The sequence below is a fragment of the Burkholderia reimsis genome (genome assembly GCF_003294055.1).
In the GTDB taxonomy this organism is placed as follows: Bacteria; Pseudomonadota; Gammaproteobacteria; order Burkholderiales; family Burkholderiaceae; genus Burkholderia; species Burkholderia cepacia.
Window position 1 is genome coordinate 129,854 of the sequence record NZ_QMFZ01000018.1, and the last position, 17,714, is coordinate 147,567.

At 60.2% G+C, this 17,714-nt stretch carries 22 protein-coding genes; 4 read left to right on the plus strand and 18 right to left on the minus strand.

Annotated elements, in window-relative coordinates; translation table 11 throughout:
- Positions 1-148 precede the first annotated feature (148 nt).
- Complete coding sequence (locus DPV79_RS21305; RefSeq protein WP_133295692.1) at positions 149-1,063, minus strand: hypothetical protein; 915 nt, start codon at positions 1,061-1,063, stop codon at positions 149-151.
- Between the two features lie 172 nt (positions 1,064-1,235).
- On the opposite strand from DPV79_RS21305, the gene DPV79_RS21310 reads away from it, so the two are divergent.
- A complete protein-coding gene (locus DPV79_RS21310) occupies positions 1,236-1,553 on the plus strand; it encodes a hypothetical protein (protein WP_113046394.1) in 318 nt (105 codons plus the stop codon).
- A gap of 106 nt (positions 1,554-1,659) precedes the next feature.
- On the opposite strand, the gene DPV79_RS21315 is transcribed toward DPV79_RS21310, so the two are convergent.
- The 5 genes from DPV79_RS21315 to DPV79_RS21335 form a co-directional block, all read right to left on the minus strand.
- Positions 1,660-3,027, minus strand: a complete 1,368-nt coding sequence (locus tag DPV79_RS21315; RefSeq protein ID WP_113046395.1) for an AbiJ-related protein — start codon at positions 3,025-3,027, stop codon at positions 1,660-1,662.
- Between the two features lie 205 nt (positions 3,028-3,232).
- Positions 3,233-4,321 carry a DUF3800 domain-containing protein gene (locus DPV79_RS21320; RefSeq protein ID WP_113046396.1) on the minus strand — a complete coding sequence of 363 codons (1,089 nt, stop codon included), beginning with the start codon at positions 4,319-4,321 and terminating at the stop codon, positions 3,233-3,235.
- The gene (locus tag DPV79_RS21325) at positions 4,318-5,055 is read right to left on the minus strand and encodes a hypothetical protein (protein WP_133295693.1); all 738 of its coding nucleotides are present in this window, start codon (positions 5,053-5,055) and stop codon (positions 4,318-4,320) included. Before DPV79_RS21325 ends, DPV79_RS21320 begins: the two co-directional genes overlap by 4 nt.
- Positions 5,056-5,107: 52 nt before the next feature.
- Entirely contained in the window at positions 5,108-5,857 is a 750-nt protein-coding gene (locus DPV79_RS21330) for an SLATT domain-containing protein (RefSeq protein WP_133295694.1), read from the minus strand.
- Between the two features lie 95 nt (positions 5,858-5,952).
- A complete protein-coding gene (locus DPV79_RS21335; protein ID WP_113046420.1) occupies positions 5,953-7,347 on the minus strand; it encodes a reverse transcriptase domain-containing protein in 1,395 nt (464 codons plus the stop codon).
- A gap of 209 nt (positions 7,348-7,556) precedes the next feature.
- Here DPV79_RS21335 and DPV79_RS21340 point away from each other — a divergent pair, with 209 nt between their 5' ends.
- The gene (locus DPV79_RS21340; protein ID WP_133295695.1) at positions 7,557-8,285 is read left to right on the plus strand and encodes a hypothetical protein; all 729 of its coding nucleotides are present in this window, start codon (positions 7,557-7,559) and stop codon (positions 8,283-8,285) included.
- A gap of 72 nt (positions 8,286-8,357) precedes the next feature.
- Here the strand turns inward: DPV79_RS21340 and DPV79_RS21345 are convergent, their stop codons facing one another.
- The 3 genes from DPV79_RS21345 to DPV79_RS21355 form a co-directional block, all read right to left on the minus strand.
- Positions 8,358-8,885, minus strand: a complete 528-nt coding sequence (locus tag DPV79_RS21345; RefSeq protein WP_113046400.1) for a hypothetical protein — start codon at positions 8,883-8,885, stop codon at positions 8,358-8,360.
- Positions 8,882-9,073 carry a hypothetical protein gene (locus tag DPV79_RS21350; RefSeq protein WP_113046401.1) on the minus strand — a complete coding sequence of 64 codons (192 nt, stop codon included), beginning with the start codon at positions 9,071-9,073 and terminating at the stop codon, positions 8,882-8,884. Before DPV79_RS21350 ends, DPV79_RS21345 begins: the two co-directional genes overlap by 4 nt.
- A gap of 249 nt (positions 9,074-9,322) precedes the next feature.
- Positions 9,323-10,039, minus strand: a complete 717-nt coding sequence (locus DPV79_RS21355) for a hypothetical protein (protein ID WP_165843543.1) — start codon at positions 10,037-10,039, stop codon at positions 9,323-9,325.
- A 452-nt stretch (positions 10,040-10,491) separates the two neighbouring features.
- On the opposite strand from DPV79_RS21355, the gene DPV79_RS21360 reads away from it, so the two are divergent.
- Positions 10,492-11,055 carry a hypothetical protein gene (locus DPV79_RS21360; protein WP_113046403.1) on the plus strand — a complete coding sequence of 188 codons (564 nt, stop codon included), beginning with the start codon at positions 10,492-10,494 and terminating at the stop codon, positions 11,053-11,055.
- Positions 11,056-11,299: 244 nt separating this feature from the next.
- On the opposite strand, the gene DPV79_RS21365 is transcribed toward DPV79_RS21360, so the two are convergent.
- Both DPV79_RS21365 and DPV79_RS21370 read right to left on the minus strand, forming a co-directional pair.
- The gene (locus DPV79_RS21365; protein WP_113046404.1) at positions 11,300-11,638 is read right to left on the minus strand and encodes a hypothetical protein; all 339 of its coding nucleotides are present in this window, start codon (positions 11,636-11,638) and stop codon (positions 11,300-11,302) included.
- A gap of 140 nt (positions 11,639-11,778) precedes the next feature.
- A complete protein-coding gene (locus DPV79_RS21370; protein ID WP_113046405.1) occupies positions 11,779-12,252 on the minus strand; it encodes a hypothetical protein in 474 nt (157 codons plus the stop codon).
- Positions 12,253-12,415: 163 nt separating this feature from the next.
- Between DPV79_RS21370 and DPV79_RS21375 the strand changes: the two genes are divergently transcribed.
- The gene (locus DPV79_RS21375; RefSeq protein WP_113046421.1) at positions 12,416-12,757 is read left to right on the plus strand and encodes a helix-turn-helix domain-containing protein; all 342 of its coding nucleotides are present in this window, start codon (positions 12,416-12,418) and stop codon (positions 12,755-12,757) included.
- Here the strand turns inward: DPV79_RS21375 and DPV79_RS21380 are convergent.
- The 7 genes from DPV79_RS21380 to DPV79_RS21405 all read right to left on the minus strand — a co-directional run bounded on the left by DPV79_RS21380 (position 12,735) and on the right by DPV79_RS21405 (position 17,712).
- Positions 12,735-13,373, minus strand: coding sequence for a hypothetical protein (locus DPV79_RS21380; protein WP_113046406.1), 639 nt, complete (start codon positions 13,371-13,373; stop codon positions 12,735-12,737). The two genes, DPV79_RS21375 and DPV79_RS21380, sit on opposite strands and share 23 nt — an antisense overlap.
- Before the next feature lies 1 nt (position 13,374).
- On the minus strand, positions 13,375-13,674 hold the full coding sequence (locus DPV79_RS21385; RefSeq protein WP_113046407.1) for a hypothetical protein: 300 nt from the start codon (positions 13,672-13,674) through the stop codon (positions 13,375-13,377).
- 96 nt (positions 13,675-13,770) lie between these two features.
- Complete coding sequence (locus DPV79_RS42180) at positions 13,771-13,959, minus strand: hypothetical protein (protein WP_133295697.1); 189 nt, start codon at positions 13,957-13,959, stop codon at positions 13,771-13,773.
- Between the two features lie 107 nt (positions 13,960-14,066).
- Entirely contained in the window at positions 14,067-14,873 is an 807-nt protein-coding gene (locus tag DPV79_RS21390; RefSeq protein ID WP_113046408.1) for a DUF4942 domain-containing protein, read from the minus strand.
- 319 nt (positions 14,874-15,192) lie between these two features.
- Positions 15,193-16,305: a hypothetical protein gene (locus DPV79_RS21395; RefSeq protein ID WP_244321785.1), complete on the minus strand. Its 1,113-nt coding sequence runs from the start codon at positions 16,303-16,305 to the stop codon at positions 15,193-15,195.
- 55 nt (positions 16,306-16,360) lie between these two features.
- Positions 16,361-16,756, minus strand: a complete 396-nt coding sequence (locus DPV79_RS21400) for a hypothetical protein (protein ID WP_113046409.1) — start codon at positions 16,754-16,756, stop codon at positions 16,361-16,363.
- The gene (locus tag DPV79_RS21405; RefSeq protein WP_113046410.1) at positions 16,753-17,712 is read right to left on the minus strand and encodes a recombination directionality factor; all 960 of its coding nucleotides are present in this window, start codon (positions 17,710-17,712) and stop codon (positions 16,753-16,755) included. Before DPV79_RS21405 ends, DPV79_RS21400 begins: the two co-directional genes overlap by 4 nt.
- Positions 17,713-17,714: the final 2 nt, after the last annotated feature.

Here is a 17,714-nt window from a genome sequence, read left to right on the forward strand (position 1 = left end):
CCGCGCTTGCGCCACTCAATGGTCGGTTTCGCGGCAAGTCAAGCGTTGCTCTGCAAGACTGCGCCCGCAATCACATAGGGCGCGAACCAGGGGGCCTGTCGCCACGAGGATAGCTTCAGTGCAATCCTCGCGGCCGTATCGCTGCCAGTCAGGTCAACGTCGCAAGAATCTGGGGAAGTAACCAGGCGAGCGCGACTGCGGCATTGTGAGCAACGGCGAAGTCCTGCGCGTAGTTGCGTGGCGCCACTTCCATATTGAAATATCCGAGCCGGTTGGCGATGGCCGACACGAAGAGGAACTGGTCGGATTTCACGGAAGCGTGAATGATGCCGTGCGTCGTCTCGACCGATCCTGGCGTCGACCGCGGGTGGTCTCTCGTCAGCGCCTGAATTGCGTCTCGATCGGCCCACGCGTAATCATCGACGTGGGCAACGTTCACATCGCTGACGGCGACATAGCTGGCCGAGGCGAGCAGAAAAGGTGCGCGCACCCCCGAGATTGGTGGCGAGAGAAACCGGCTTTCAATAGGGAGACGCAACCTTCCTCTCAATTGCTGGAAAATGTTGTCATTGATTGATTGCTTCGAGTTGTCCTGCAGGCTCCCGATCGACCGATCAATCCACTGATCGGCCGGATCAAGGCCATCGACTTTCGGATCGAAGTTGAAGACATTCGAGCCGACGACAACACATCCGTCGTAAATGTGTGGATCGGGATACGCCGCTGTTCCAAAGGCAACGACGAGTTTCGGAGCAGATCGGCTATCGGCGACGATCTTGAGGGCGTTTGCCTTTTCTCGGGACCCGTATTTCCCGAGCGTCAGATCAGTGACGCACCATACCTCGACATTGGTATAGGCGAGCCGGGCGTAGACGGGCTTCGCGCTCCCAGGCATGTCGACGGCCGGAAGTGCATCAAGTTTTGAAGGGAAGAAGTAAGAATCGAACAGTGGCCGTGTAGGCTCGTCTCTTGTCGGAGGGCGAGCCTGCCCGTTACTGAAGACCGCGGTGAGTGCGTCCGCCTCCCAAGGTGTATTGGCAAATATCAGTACGCGATTGGTCATGACCCTGCTCCTTCTGTGAAGTCGGAATCTCTAGATCTGCCTGGCGCCTCAACTGCCCTGTCGGCAGATCGTAGCAGGAAACGTCAGGTATGGAGACCCGCTGCTTGAAAACTTGGGGAACGCCTCCAGCTAGGTTGGCCGCACATTCGCGGGATCACCGAGGAGAGAGCCAATGGCTGTTGCACCGGATCAGCTTTACAACCAAATCAAGGTTGCGCTGGACTCAGCACCCAAGCTGTCGGCGAAAGATGCCGACGTCTACGTTACCGTCGCGATCGCGAAAAACTTTAACCAACTGCTTGAGCTCGCGAAGGAAGCCATGCCCGAGGTGGATAAGCGTCGCTGGCCCGATGCGTTGGATGCTACGCCCGCGGCGATGGGGCCGGGTCGTTCCAATATCACCTTTGCTGAGCTGCGCACCCTCTACGGCCAACTGATGGCCATTCTCGCTGAAGGCTTCGATCCGACGGCCGGCTGGGGCTTGGCCTAACCCTAACCCAAAGTGGCCCTGGCCAACGCCCGGGCTTGCTCAGCGGCTCACGCACGTCCGCAAGGAATGAGTTCGGTGGATTGTCGCTCGTTGTCGACGATGGTCCTTACCACGTAAGGTTATATCGCCTGAAGAGCTTGTGAAAAAACGATACTGCGTTTGCTTGTGCGCTATTTCCAAGCAACTCCGCCGTGCCGAATCGATAAACCTCGTATCCGGCTAGTTTCAGGTCCCGGTCTGCCGCAGCCATCTGCGCATAGCGGTGCGCATCCGCCCGACGGGTATCGGGGTCACCGTAGTGATGCAAGCCATCCACCTCAATCACGACTCGGATGCCGTGAGGAAACAGCAGTAGGAAGTCCATGCGAAAGCGCAAAAGTGCGTCTGCGCCTCGCTCTCGCACGGTTTGCGGGTCCCAGTGCAACCATACCTCGGGAAGCAGCGCGGGAAGGCGCGGCACCGCTTTGCCAAATGCCTTGAAAAAGGAGATGAACAGCAGACGTTGAGGGGGCGAGTTCTCAGGAAGGACGCTTCTGAGTCGCCTGTACAAGGAGCTTTTGGCCGCGTCATCGTTTTCGATCTCTTGCAGCTCGCTCCACCATGCTTGAAGTGCCTGCCAGCTCAGACCGTCATTTCCGATAGGCCGGTCATAGACGAGCACCTGATCCGCGTTCGTGACGATCTCAATGTCGTTATTGATCGCATCCCGAAAGCGCAGATCAGGCTTGCACGCGGAGGCAAAGATGATGTTCTTGGGGCGGTTGCCCGACGGGCCATACAGCGATACCAGTGAATATTCGGGATACCCGCCCTTGATCCCGGTCTCTCTGAGTTGCGCGCCGCACTGGCTTAACACCTGATTGGCGCATTCGACGAATTCTTGCTGATCGGCGATGTCGGGCCTGACCTCTCCCGTTGCCATACCCTCGATGAATCGCACGAATCGCGGGTCGGACGCGTCGTAGGCTCCTAACTGCTCAAACAGATAGTCGACCGTCCAGTCGTCCGGGTTGCGAAAGACGTGTCGATCGATCTCGGCTGCCAGGCTGTCATCCTGTCGCTCCAAAAGGCTGGCCCACGGGTCGGACTCAATAATCCACAACCTTTGCAGCAGGTCATTGAAGCGCCGTGCATCACCGTACCGTGGTAACGGTTGAAGTGATCGGGCGAGTTCACGGCGAAAGCGAAGCGGAATTGCAGGGCAGCGATCGTCCATCCACAGCAGGTCCTGGATACGATTTCGCGTGGTGGCGCTGACGTAGCCGCGTTCGATCACCCGATACGCCGTTTCAGGAAGATCGGCGTCCCGCTGGGCGTCAAAGCTTGCATGGAGCTGGTCACGTTTCGATCCGCCGGCATCAACGACCGGCATGCCGAGATCCACGCAGAAGGCCGGGAGCGTGTCATGGGTGCAGCGATCTTTGAGGTCTCCGATGATCGGACGCAGGATGTCACGCAGGGCGGCAATATCCATTTTCACAATTGGTCAATAGCCATGAGGCATACATGCGCTGTGGCGTGCGGGCGTCGTGCGCCAATGTCACTCGCGCTCACGTATTCAATGTGTCGCCACCCGGCCAGCTCACCTTGCTGAATCGTGACCTTCCTGTCAAGGTAAGCAAATTGTCCCGCAATGAGGCGAGCGACGCGTGTTCGGTTGTCTGCATGATGGGCTTGTCTTAAAGTGCCATTCGTGTCGGCACAACCTGGTTAATCCCATGACCGGTTCGTGGGTCGCCCGAGTCGCGCAGGGCCTTCATTCCGCGCGAAATCTCTGCCGGGATGGCGGTCGGATTGGAGTGCAGCGAGCGGTAGTAGCGCATCGTTGTACCCGCGATAACGTCAGCGACCTGGATGCCGATTGATTCGTGGGAGTGAGCGAATTCCATCGACGCTGATTGGCTGAAAAAGTAGTCTGCAAATGGGATGTGCGGCACAGTGCCGAATTCTTTCATTGCCTCGGCACTCTGCTTTGCGTTGCGCAGGATCTGTTCGAGCTCAAGCTGCTGGTCGTGCACCATACGCACACCGGCAAGTCGCTGCTTGCGGAAGAGGTTAATTCGGGCGTAGATGTTCGTGAGCGAAGTGAGGTTCGGCAGCATCCATACGTTCTTGCCGTGCTTATTGAGATCCGGCGGGGGCAGGAACCGGAGATAGGCGTCAGAATCCTCAACTCGCATTTCCTTGTATTCCACGATGGCGTCTCGCACCATCTGCTCGACAGTTAGTCCGAAATCCGCCATCTGAGGGTTTTGCCGAAGAATCCATGCAAAACGCATCTGGCTGCCGAACGCGCTCATTAGCGAATGATCGGACGGCGCGATGCAAGACTCGACGAACCGATCAAGGACGGGGTCGGGAACATAGTCGAAGAGGAAATCCACCAGTGTGTTGCGCAGATAGTCGGACTTGGGATCATGTCCGTAGCCCAGAACCGGCGACAGGAGTTGGTTGACGACGAGCTGAATGCAGACGAAGTATCGCTTGTCGACCACTTCAACGAATACAGGCAAATGCTCTCGTAGAATCGTTTCGATAAGATCGGCAACGAACGCTGGTTTGCTCACCAGCCCTTTTGATTTGATCTCACCTGGCGGCAACCGATGCCGGGTCTTCAATTCACCGACCAGGTGCATGAGTCGCTGCTCGTCTTCAACGCCAACGCAAGCCAGTGAGAAGTACGGCTGGTCAAGAAAATCGTATGCATTGCCGGTCTTGACGAGGTCGCCACTGTGACCGCTTTCATCGATGTAAAACGACATGGTCATTTTGGCTCCGCGTCCGCCTCGGGAGTCGATTTCGGCTCTGGCCGGGAAATATAGGAGGCGAGACTGAGCAATACCAGGCTGAGCGTCGCGATCACTTGCGGGAAAACAAGTAGCGCTCGATATCCGTGCTGGTCCAGCGGCAACCCGTATCCAACATTGGTGAGGGTGCCGACCGACAGCGAGAGCGTCAGAGCCCTGAGCACGGTCCCGTAGTGCGGCACGCAGAGGAGATAGACCGGCATAGCAAGCAGGAACAGTTCAACGTAACTACGCAGTGCAAGCGTAAGCCGTGCATGCTTGTCGAGGCCGCTCCTGTTGTCAGGGGGCGTCATGACGTCCCGTCCAAACGCATAGCCGATCTCGGTGGTGCGGGAAATGTAGCGCACCACGACGAGATCGGCGACGAGCGACCAGCCGAATGTCCCGCGCGCCGCAAGCGTCGTAAGGAGGCCCAGAATCAGAAATATCATACTGACCAACACGTTGAGCCAATTGCTTCGCGTGATCAGGGTTCTTCTGGCCGACACGGCGTTGGCGCCGGCGAAATGTTGAATGCGGCTCTTGAAATAATGCGAAAGCCAGAATCCCGGGCTAATCACAATGGCCCATTCGCATCCCGTTTGCCACGGTGGTTGAAACGTGGCGGGCTCCATTTCAGCACAGTAACTTGCGCGCCTGACCACATATTCGAGCAGCCAGTACAAAGCGAGCGCGAGAGGAAGAGCGTTTATCATCGACGGGCCTGCGACGCTGGTACGACGCGGCTTTGGACGGCGAGTTGTACGCTCATCGCGTGTACTGGGCCCAGTTTTCGTAGCATAGGTAGGCGATCGTAAGCCACAGCAAAATGAAGTACCAGACGCTCGACAGAAGCCACCATGTGTGTCGGCAACGATACTGCCACCCATTCACGGGGGGAGTTCCGTCCTTTTTCGCAAACTCCGGTGCCATGCGCTTCTCACCGATGAAGAGCAGATAGTCCTTGGGTGCGTGGTTCGTGACGCAGCGAGCCTTGATGGACTCATAGTCCTCGTTGAACCCGATCAAATCCGCTTCAGTCAACAGTCGGCCGGCATCGTGTGCGGAGATTCGCAAATCAATGCGCTTTGTAAGCGCTGTGAGTTCTTCCGCGTTTCGGTGCAAGGCATCTGCCAAAAGGGCGTTGCCCTTTCCCGCCTCCAGAAGGCTGACGGCCAGAAGGAACGCGCCGAGGGTCACGCCCAGTACAGTGCCATATTTATCGGCAGGCGAGTCTGCCACAAAGTAGATCTTCTGAACGATGGCCAGACCGATCGTCACCACCGAGAACATGGCAAGGCTGACGGTCGAAAACGAGTCTCGGAGCGATAGCCGCCTGGACGCGTTATATCGGGCACCTGCAGTGATCCAGATGGTCGTTTTTAGTCGTTCTAGTGTATCTCTCACTCGCGCCTCGTCAGGAAGGCGCGACACCTTGAGGATCAGGCAATATCCACTCGCCCGACAACGCATACAGCAGCGTCCGAACGAGGTTCCCGGGGAAACGGGAATCGGCATGAAGCCGAAAATGGAGCACTTCCGCTCGTGGCCCAGGGCCCGAGGTACCACCTAACGGCGGTAGGTGTCGCGCGCAAAAAGTATAGCCGACTTCCCTAGTATGCGAAGCCTTCGTCGGCATGCATGGCGGCCAACGCTCGGGCGAGGTAACTCTGGTAACGATTGGCAATCTGCTGGTCGGTCAGCATTTCAGTCGGAGCAACCCGGCCGCGCTCGACAAGAAACTGCAGCATCCGCACCGGGGTGTCGTTCGTGTCGTAGTTGCGCACGTAGCCGCCGTCGGGTCGATACTTGATTTCGAAAAAGGCTCGGGCGAACCGCTTCAATCCGAGGGGGCTACGGCGATCGAATTCAGGCAGGCGCTCAAACATGGCGCTTACCGCGTTGTCGAGACGATGAAGAAGCGTCAGGTCGTTGATCTGGCTGAAGAACGCGATCCAGCCAAAGCGCTGGTTCTCGCTGATCGCGCCCGTGATCCGGTCGTTGAGCTCGAGAAGAAAAATCTCTTTCAGGCGTTCAAGGTTGAGGTAGGCGTGTTTTTCGAGGCGCCGATCCTTGTTGTGCGAAAAGCTACTGAACTGGGCGGAAAGTGACTGTAGAAGCCGCTCTACAGTTGACTCACGAACCGTAATAGTTGGCGAGTTGAACAGATAGCCAAGATAGCCGAACGGCTGTTCCAGTGCCGCAAAATGGGCCTTGCCTGAGCCAGCCGCGTGCAGGCTCAGTCCTCGCCGTTGCAAGCGCGCCTTTAGCGATGCCTTTGCTTTCTCAACGTCGTTGCGCGCGCCGTAGATCAGGATGTCGTCAACGTAGCGAAAGTAATTGACGTTGAAGGCGTGACGCATTTCCGCGTCTACCGAGTGCAGGTAGATCGCAGCGAGAAGATTCGAGATCGACAGACCCTGAGGAACGCCGCGCGCAGGTCCTCCTGTGCTCCGCCTGGCGCGAGAAGAATTTTTGGCGACGGTCGGGGTGGCAATCGCCCTGCGAATCAGATCCAGTGCCGCAGGAACCGTAACCCGCTTTTCCAGTACTGCGACCATGCGTTCGCGGGGAATCGCATCGTAGAAATTCTTGATGTCGCCGCCGTAGACAAACGTCTCGGTTGGTGAGCGTAGCGGAATGTCGGCCGCTATCTGTCGCACATACCCGTTTGCGATGTTTGCTGGAATGCATTCCGGGAAAACGGTCTTCAGGAACGCATTGAGCTGATGCAGGACAACGCGATCCCTGATGGTTGGAATTCCAACCACGCGAGGAGCTTTACCTCGTCCTTTGAGCTTCAACGCTTCAAGGTACGGCGAGAAGCGAAACGAGCCGTTCACACACTTGTAGCTCGCAACTGTGAGAGCTACAACCGACCGCTGCGCGAACTGAAATCCGCTCAACCGGTCGATGCCTTTGCTACGTGCTCTGGCGAACCGCGACGTGAAGACCTCTGAGAATGCCGCCGGCGAGAAAAGAGCAGAAAAGGTTTCGGTCTGACTCACGTCCACATAGGCTCCGTTAATCGCAGATTCTCATTGCCACAAGATTCGATGGATTTTATCTGAAGCTGTCGAATACGACGACGTGTACACACGAATGCCAGAGGCATCGTCAATTCGAAATCCGATGTGGGCGGTACCGCGTCCGTGACGTGAGGGAAAGGGGGAGAGGACGAATCCTATGGCTCATCCTTCCTCTCAAGGAGTACATCGTGACAAGCCCGCAACAAACCCTTTCCTCGGCGCTTACCGCGCTCGGGGATGCAATCTCTGGTCTTGGTCCTGGCCTTCAGGCGATCGCAGGGACCGCTGAAAGCGCCCAGGCTATCGCAGAGGCCGCGATTCCGAAGTCGCAAGTCGGCACGGTGCCCGGCGATGTCGTTGTGCTCGATGCAAACGGTAGATTGCCGGCAGTCGACGGAAGTCAGCTCACCAGCTTGCCCTCGTCGCAGGGCATTCTGCCCGTGCTGACGATCGAACTCGGCCACGGCGCACAAGCCAATAACGGTCGCGGAATCGACATGGGGAACTGGTACCAGCTCGATTTCCGAATCGGCGTCTCGGCGGCCAATGGCTTCGAGTACACCGCGAACGCCGACGGTACGATCACTATTCCCTCCGGCGTCTATCTGGTATTAGGTAGCGCGAAGATCCTTGCGGTGTCAACGGACACGTACCAGTTGCCTGCGCAGATGTATTTCGCGGCCGGTCAGGGCTACGCATATCCGGGCGTGTACCAAAACGCCGTCCAGCAATATCCGGACGCGCCGGTGGGGAGTGCCTCGATCTCTGGCGTGCTCGGCTCGCTGCGCATGAGTGGCGTGCAGGCGAACTGGGGCAGCAGTAACCCGCTGTGGATGGGCTTCGCGAAAGTGCTGGGCTCGCAGAACCAGACGCCGCTGGAATTGCAGGGTTACATGTCGATTGTGAAGATCGGCTGACGCAGCGAACACGATCCTGTGGGCCACCGCGAACCCCCTGGGGCTTCAGTCCCCGGCACAATCGTCCGGCCCTCATTCGACACCGACGGCTTGGCTTTGAGTTTGGAATTCATTGCGCAGCATCGACGCCAGCTCCGCGTTGTTCCTGCGTCCCCGGATGATGCGTCTTGCTGCCCAGATGACGCCAGCGCCAGCAACGGGAACGGCGACGAACACTGCCTGATAGAACATTGCGGTTGCGACCACCGACATCATCGTCAGGACGGGGATGGCGAGAATCGAGTCGTAGACCGTGGGGTCGCTGGTTATGAAGTCGCCCGATACGGGATCGATCCACGCGACGAGCGAGCGTTTGTCGTCGCTCTTGAACGCTCCGACTGTCCTGCCGGACGCTGGCGTTATTCTGCCGCGCACGTCGAGCGTGTAGATTGTCACGCCGTCAACGTGAATGCTGAGCGACGTCGTGTCGCGGGTGTGGCAGCGGTAGTAGATGTCAAGATCGGGTATTGGCATGATCCTGAGATCCCGGGCTTCGATCATCCGTTGTTCTGTGTTGTCCTTGTCGCGTCCGGGCGGGAGCTGGCGAACTTCCTTCGTCACAGAATCCGAAGATTTCGGATTTTCCCGATCTGCGGCGAGCGCTTCAGGATGAGACCCGTGATGAATTCGAGCAGCAGCGCGCGAGGCACGTTGGCCGGTACGTTGTCCACGAGTTGCGACGGAACGTGAACAATGAACTGGTCCGGTGCGCCCTTGAGGCTGTGTTCATAGCTGACGCGATAATCCATGATCGGTTGACCCGTGGTGCTGCAGGTTTGGTGCTGAACTCTATCAGCCGCCATAACTGGAGACCGTCCGGTCGGCGCGGTTGCCTGCGGACGTCATAACTGGCAAAAAAAAGATGACGGTCAAGAAAGCAGGTACGCCGTCGCGCACCTGCCTTCCGTGACGCGAATTACATTCAGCTTTGGGGGCGACTTGGGTGCCCGAATTCACCGCAGCGAAACTTCGAACTGGTCAGTGCCATTGCCTCGGGTCTACCGCCGCGTCAGAGTGATCCGAGTTCCAAGCACCATATCGCTCGTAGAGCGCCCGAGGGGAGCAATTAACCATTTTTGCTCCCATGGCGTTTTCGTGTGCGACATCAGACTGGCGTACTTGGAGTTCGCTTTCTTAACAGCATCAAGCATGATCTGTCCGTCTGGGCCGACGAGCCACATCTCGATAATGCGGGCATCTTTGCCGCCCGGGTTTCCGCCCACGAAGACCTTCTCGACCTCCCATTCGTGTTCGGCCGTACTGCCGCTCATCGGTCTCAAATCTGCTCGGCCCTCGGGATAGTAAAGGTCAGGGGCGCTCTTCCAGCGCCTTACCAGCCAGATCGCATATCCGTCCGGGACGGCGCGTTTGATCGTTCCTCGAAACTTCTGTTCGTCTTCGTCGATGTAGGCGCCATCAGGGTGGCTGACAATGCGGATGTCGAAGTCGGCCGCTTTGGGAAGCAATGGGCCTTTAGACGTGTGTGCGTTTCGGCGATGGACGATTTCGCTGTGAGCCAGCATTGTACGAACAATGTGCCAGCCAATACCCGTGATCGTGAGCACTGCCCCGAGGATCATCATGGGAATGGGATGATCGGAACGGAAGCCACCGATCACTGGGAGCTTGTCAGGCGTCCCGCACCCAAGTACGAAAACGGCCACGCCGACAAGCAGTAACGTTACCTGCAGCGGTCCCTTGATCAATCCTTTCACGAAATCCAATTTGTCGCCCCGCAACTTGTGGTAGGGCCGCAATTGTATCCGGTTGCATCATGACGCAGATGCCTGCGAAACCGAGGCGAGGCGAACCAGGATTCGCGCACGAGTGTCCGTTGCCGCGGCGAAGATGCCACCGACGATTCACTTTCGCGATGCGACAGACGCAGGGGTGCGCGTTGATGCAATGTCTTCTCCGGCGGATGCTGTTGTCAACGTAATCGCCGATCCCATCTGCTGCCTGTGGCGACAGGAACAGGCAAATGTAATCCAACCGGGTTCGAACATGAATGGACGCTTATCCCCGTCGTCGCCGGATAGTTGAATGGGTTGCTTCACCTGGATTGTTGTCGCTGGTTGTGGCCCGGGCAAAGCCCACCTCTGTTCGGCCTGCAACAGGTAGAATCCGCGCCATCGACATTCAGGCGGCGACGTGCGCCCTTCTCCCGATGAAACGCATTCTGCTGCCGGTAGTCCTCTTTGCCGTGTCCACCACGCTGCATGCCGCCGAACTACCTGCGGGCGTCGCAATGCAGTTGCCCCCGGGTTATGAGCCGATGACGTTCCGCGCGGGGCCGCAAATCGAAGGCGGCCGGCAAAGCCTGCTCGTCGTCGCACACCGGCGCGCCGAGTCGACGGATAGCCCGTCGCCGCGCCCGCTGCTGATCTTCGAGGAACAGACAAGCGGGGAGTATCGCCTCGCCGCACGCAACGATACGGTGGTGCTGCGCGCCAACGACGGCGGTCAGTGTGATCCGTTCGAGGATGGCTACGATGGGCTCGCGGTCAAGGGCCGCTACTTTACGGTGCAGAACGGCGTCGCGTGCGGCGCGCACTGGACCGACTTCATCACGTTCCGCTATGACGCTGGGCGGCGCGCATGGCTCTTCGACAGCGAGATCGTCACGTCTTCCGATCCATTCAACGGCACGCCCGACAGGACAAACGTGACGCACGCGAACCGTGCAAAGCCGGTCGCATTCGGCGCCTGGCGCCCTGAGGCGACGCGATGAGCGAACAGGACAGCAGACGCGGTGGTTAAATGTGCTGCCGGGCGATCGGAAAATTGGTCGACCGCTTCCGGGGCATGTGAGAGTGCGCTCCTGGTCGGCTACAGTGATTCGCCTTCACGTTATTGTCAGGATGGTAGCGCAGGGCGCAAAAAAAAGAATGTCAGTCGAGACGGCAGGTACGCCAGAAGGCGCACCTGCCGTTATGCCGTCTGATTTCCCTGGTTGTGTTTGCAACGACTGGGATTCAGTGCACTTTTCCCTGTAGCCACGCATGAAAGCTGCTCTGCTGAAGGGCTGCGACCAGTTCCGTTTCTGGTACCGGATTGAAGGCGGCATGAAGCATCCGGAGCGTGTCATCACCGTACAGGTCGGCGTCCAGCATCTCCAGCAGCGGCTCGGTCAGCATGAAGCCGTGGCGTGTCGCGAGATCGAGCAGCGTATCGATCAGGTCGATGCAGCGTGCGCGCCCCCACAGCGGCGTCTGGGGCGAAACGAGTGTCCGTGCAGCGAGCAGCAGCAGTTCCGCCGCCTCATGCCGGACCGAATCCGGACCGTGAAAAGCGTTGACCCGGTCTGTTCCCATTGAGGTCTTCCGTATGGCGATCCCCGGAGTCCGCGAGCGTGGTGGCAGACGGTGTCGGGTGAGCCGGGTGGATTGTTGTCTCGGGAGCGTTGATCCCGCACCGCCTGCCGGGAAAAGCGCAGCGGCGGTGCGGAACGGGCTCAGGCGACAGGCTGCTGGATGGGGCTGGCGCGTCGTACAGCTTCCGGCAGGTCGTTCAGGCAGTAGACGATGTAAAAGAGCGAGAAAAAGAACGTCCACACCGGATTGAGCCGGTAGCCCGTGATCTGCCATTGATGCACGACCACGCGCTCGAGCGTGGTCTTTGCCCGGAACGCGAAGACGATCCACATCACGCCCATGGCGAGCGAGGTAAGGACCGACAGGGCGACGATGTCGTCCGAATCGGCCCAGCCGCCAAAGAACTTCAGAAAGAGCGTCGCGCCAAGCAGCGCGATCTGCGTCACGGAAACCCAGTGCGGGATGAGTTCCGCGCCGAGCGCTTCGTTGATGCGCTTCTCGCGCATGGAGAGATACATCACCGGCCAGATGCCGAGGCCGAAGATGCCAATGATGACAAAGAGGGGGAACACCGTGTGGGCGGCGTTCCGGACGTTTTGTGCCTGTTCCTGCATGACAACTCCTTGATTGACGTGTTTACTCTACAAACGTGGATGAAAGAGAGCCAGCCGATGCGGTTCGCTACATCGGCAGGCGATGGGGAATACAATGGATTGTCGAGTATAAGCGACAAGTATAGACGTGTTTACAACGTCGTTAATCAGTCGACGGGCGGGCATCCTGCACGCCATGACTACCAGACGCCCCAATCCTCCCGCAGCCCGTCCGGCTCCGATCTCGATTGCGCTTGGCAAGCGGATCAAGGAATGCCGGCACGCGGCGGAGAAATCGCAGGAGACGCTGGCCTTCGAGGCTGGTGTTGACCGCACCTACATCTCGTCGATCGAGCGGGGCATCGCCAATCCGTCGGTCGAGACTGTGGCGAACATCTGCTATTGCCTGGGGGTGACGCTTTCGGAACTGTTTGCGCCGCTGCACGGAGTGTCGCTCAAGCCTACCGGAGCACGCCGCGCGAACGCCGCGACGCCGCCGCAGATCAAGCGTCAGCGCTTGCGGTAGCGGCCGGGCGAAGCGAAAGCGCGCCTTCGAACCGGATATGGTGCGCCACGTCCGTGGACAGATAACACGGCCTGCCGCGCGATCGGACGTCGATGCGCGCGTTGAATCCCGCCAGTCCTGGGGCGTTGCCGGCGGGATCAAGCAGAAGCAAGGCATGCGGCTCGAATGCCCGGCCGGATAGACGGCCCTCGACGCCGACGACGAGCGCGGCGTGCGACGCGACGGGTTGCCGCTGTCGCCACCCGACGATGACGGGACGGTAGCTGTTCAGCTCGCGCGCGCCAAAGCGCAGGACGCCGTTCGCCTGTCCCAGGAAGGCGGCCGGTCGCACGCCCAGGTTCAATTCCCACACGAAGCTCGCCAGTTCGGAGAACGTGAGGCCGTGCAGGTAGTGAGGCCAGGCGTGATCCCACACCGTGCGCTCGTTGCCACTCGTGCGATACGGCAGCCTGACCGGGTCGTCGATCCTGCCGATCAGCGCAAGCGCCATCGCGACACAATGCAGCGTGCTGCCGCCATCCCAGTGTCCCTGCCGGCTGAAGAGCGGGTTGCCGGACCCGGCCAGCACCGGCTGCTGGCCAAGCCGGATGCCCGGATGGAGTTTCTGGATCAGCATGTCAGTAGTCACCGGGTAGCAGAAAAGTTGTCGCGGAGCGGTCCCACTCCGTGATGACCCATACGGTCTGCCGGTTGGGCAGCACGTAGCTCGACAGGATGCGTAGCCCCGCCTCGATGGCGAGATCGTTCTGCTCGCGGTCGGACGCGGCAAGCTCGCCCCAGTCGCCGCACAGATGACGCGTGAGGAGCTGGAGGATGGGCACACGCGCATCGGCGATGACTTCGACGGCAGCGGGTGTGGCAAGAATCCGGCCGGGCCTGAATCGGGGGCCGGGGAAACGGGTAGATGGAAGATTCACGACGAACTCTCCTGATAGCGGACGAGCGCACGCCGCTCGCGAAACGGGATGTGCGCTCCTTGAACGAGGGGCCGGTGAAAGCCACCGGCGCAAAGGTCAGGCTTTACTGCTTGTCGCGCAGGCAGTCGGGCCTGTCCGGCGTCGGACCCAATCGCGTTTGCAGGACTGCCCGTAGCAGTACACGGCGAGCGCGAGGCTGACCGCCGTGATGCCTGCCGTGACACCGAACGGCGTGAGCAGCGGCCACAGGCGTGGCGGAAGATCGACAAAGCTGGTTTTGTGCATGGAGTCTCCTGAAGAAATGCGAACACGGCCCTCCGGATCAGCCGGATGGCGATTAATGAAACGAGGGGAAAAGGCGAGGTGCGGAACGCGCCTAAAGACGACGGAAGCTATCTGACTTCCGAGGCGAGCGCGTTCGGGTAGTGCTTGGCGAGGATCAGGTTCATCTGGTCGACCAGATCGGGGCGCTTGAACGTCAGGTGCCCGTTGCCGTTCTTGAACCAGCGCAGCTGGAAGTACGCGTGTTCGGCTTCGGCGCGCCGCTCCCGCTGCGCGTCCGAGATCAGGTAATACACGCCGTGCCGATGATCCGGCTCGGGCTGTCCATCGAGCACGCAGAACACCCGAACGATGTCGTCCAGTTCGTCCGTGACGCGGTGGTTCGTGGAGCCCTGCGAGAGCAGATACTTGACGATAATCCGCTTGCCAAACCGGAACGGCTGATTGCTTTTGTAATCCCACGACAGCCGACGGAAGCACTGCAGTACGCCGCGCTCGAACATGTCGCCGCGCGCGCCGTAGAGCTGGGTGAAGGTGGCTTCGATATTGGCGACAGTCAGTTCCGGTACGTCGCCTTCGACGAGCTGGCGGCCCCACTGCTCCCGGGCCTTGGCATCCATGAAGGTGCGCAGGCCTGATTCGGACAGCAGATAGCTCCAGCCGCGCACGTCGATGACAGCAACGATGGCGGCTTCTGCCTCGTCGCGTTTTGCATAGTCTCCGGTAACGGAGGGCCTGCCGCGACAAGCATAGGCATCGTCGAGCACGAGCCGCGGAAAGCCGAGGTGTGCGCTCTTCGCGAGCTGTTGAGCTTCGTCGAGCAGGTCGAGTGCGCGGTGAACGCGTTCGACAACGGCGTCGCGCTGCCTGGCGAGATTGGTGATGCTGACGCTTTTGACAAGATCGGTGGTGTCCATAGGTCGACGTGAAGGAAGCCCGCCGGAGCGGGCAGGTGGTCAATGAGTCTTCGGCAGCTCGCCAGTCCCGGGTACCACTCGAGCATCGACCCTGCGTCCGGCGGTGAGTGCACAGCGCCCCGCTTCGAACGGCTGCGTGCCCTTGGGGGCTCGCTCTGCGGCCGTTTGTGATGCCCGCCCAGCAGGTACGGCAGGCTGTGATGGGTTGAAGCATTCACGACGTTCTCCTGTTGATGGACGTGCGACGGCCTCCGGATGAACCGGACGTGCGACACGAGATGGGAAAGGGAAAAACGGGATCGCCGGGCTCAGGCCCGGCTTATGCCGTCGGGGCGACTCCAGCGAGCTGGCGGCGCAGTGCCGTCGCGCGTGCCTGGGAACAGCTGAGATGACGCCGGATGTCGGCGACGGTCGGACGCACGCGACCGGCTGCGATGTCGCGAACCAGTCCGCTCAGGTCGTCGTCGCCTGATGCTGTCTTCGGCAACGGCGTAACGGGGTCGTCGCGCGCCGCGTGACTGCCCGTCGTAACGGCGTGACTCTCCGTGACCGTTTCGCAACTAACGGCCTCGCTGGCGCGATTCGCTGTGACTGCCATGACTGCAGGCTGGCTCACGCGAGTCACGGCGGTGACTGCTTCCGGCAGTGGCGTGACTTCCGGCGCAGTCACGGCAGGCACCGCAGCCGGTAACAGCGCTGGTAGCGACGCTGGCCGGAGTGCAACCGTCCACAGCAGGCACGCGACGCCTTCGAGCACGGCAGCGAACGCCAGTCCCGAGAGCAGATCGACGCGCGCCGTACTCACGCCGAGTGACGACGCCAGTCGCGACGTGACCGGATCGGCGAGTAATGCGTCGCGCCGGGTCGAGGCTCGGTCCCGTTCGGCTTCGCTGCGTCGAACGTCGTCTGCTTCGGCATTCAGCGCATCGAGCTTCGCGGCGAGCGTCACGCGACGCGTTGCCAGCCCCGGACAGTCACGCGAACAACGCTGCGTTTGTGTGAACGCGAGCTGCCGCGTCACGCTGGTCCGATCCGCCATGATGACGGTCAGACTGCGACCCGACGCTGTGACCTCAACGTTTGGCACGGCAGATGCCCGCAGTTCCCCGGCATGCTGCTGGGCCGTCACGAAAAACACGGCGTGCCCATAGCACGCGGTCGCCAGACAGGCACCCCATAAGAGGGTACCTATGCCACGGACCGGCACCGGCGTGTCCCTGAGTAGCGCCGGCAACAGATGCGCGCTCGTGACGAGCACCGTGCCGATTGCTACCCACACGACCCGCTCGGACAGCGAGCCGCCGCGCTGCCAGCCTGCGAGGATCGATAGGGCCAGCGCGGTGAGGGTCGCCACCGTCGCGAGCCAGAGCGCGCATCCGCCAGGTGGTCGCAGTTGGAGAAAGCGGGCTTCACTGCTGTTGATGTTCTCCATAGGCAGAATGTCCATGTGATGGCCGCGCTTTGAGCCGGGGTTGAGGGATGCATGGCTACTTTTGCGCGATGTGAAAGACCGTCCAGTCGCCGAAATAGCGGCCATCGAAGACGAGCAGATCGTCGGCGATGGCGAGTGAGGCTTCGGCGCAGCGTGTCCGTTCGGCTGTTGAGAGATTCGTGACGAAACCCGTGTCCGGGAAATACCGTCCGGCTATCTGTCCATCGGCGAAGCGCAACTTCACGTCTGCCGCATACGTCGTATGCACGAATTCGAGCGGACCGATCACCGGCCCGTCGAATCCCCAGTCGTCGAGGATGTCGTCGATCGCGCCGCGTCCGTGGAACAGTCCTAGATACAGACCGGGGGCAAGCGCAGTCTGGGCGTCGTTGTAGCGGGGCAGCAGTCGTCCGTCCCGGCAGACGAATGGCTCGCACGTGTCGTTGTTCATGCAGCCTTCCCTCCAAGCGAAGCGGCTTTACGGTCGAGCTTGTCGCGCAGGCTTGATCGCGGCGGTTGTGGTGGTTGTGGCCGTTGTGGCGGTTGTGTCTCGCCAGTATTTCCCGTTGCCTCGGAGCCAGTGTCCGCGTGATCGGCCACGGACTCGGGGTAGAACTCTTCCACCACAGCTGCCCGTTCGTCCGGGCTGTCCTCGAACGCCCCGTTGGCGAATCCGGCACGCGCCGCCGCATCGAGCGCTGCCTGGTCGAAACCGGTTGCGCGGCGCCGCGCATCGAGTTCCTTCGCCTGCGTCAGCGCGTCTTCCAGCGTGCTGCCCGAACGGACACTGAGATCCACGTAGTAGATCGCCGAGCGGTAGCTCTGGGTGGTGCTTTTGCCTCTCAGCTTCAGTGTCAGCGGCAGACTGGCGAGCCGGTTGCCCGACACGGCGCTGAAGTAGTGCAGGCGGGCGGCCAGGGTCCGGATGCTGTTCCAGGACGTCGTACGGAGAATGAATGAGCCAAGCTCATCTTCTTCGCCGATGATGACGTTCAGACGCGCATAGGGCTTGCAGCCGCCCTGTTGGCCGAACGCGCAGCCCTCCGGCGACGGGCAGGGCAGGGTGTCGATGCCATTGCCGTCTTCGCTGACGCGTCTGCACGTCTGGCCGTTTCCGACGCACACCTGCCGTCCGGTGTCGCGCTCGAACAGCGTATAGTCGGCCCGCAGGTTCAGATCTGGATCGTTGAACAGCATGCGGACGGGGATCGACCTGAGCTTGCCCGACGTGGTTTTGCGCAGGGCTTCGTTGAGCGGATGAAGGACCCATTCGCCGCGCTGCTGAACCTGTGTGGTGAGGGTGAAGTCATCCGCTTTTTCCGGCAGACGTTTGCCATTCTTTTCCACGATGCGCCCGATGGAGATTCGGCCCACGACGGGTGGAGTGATGGAAAGGCCTTTCAACATAT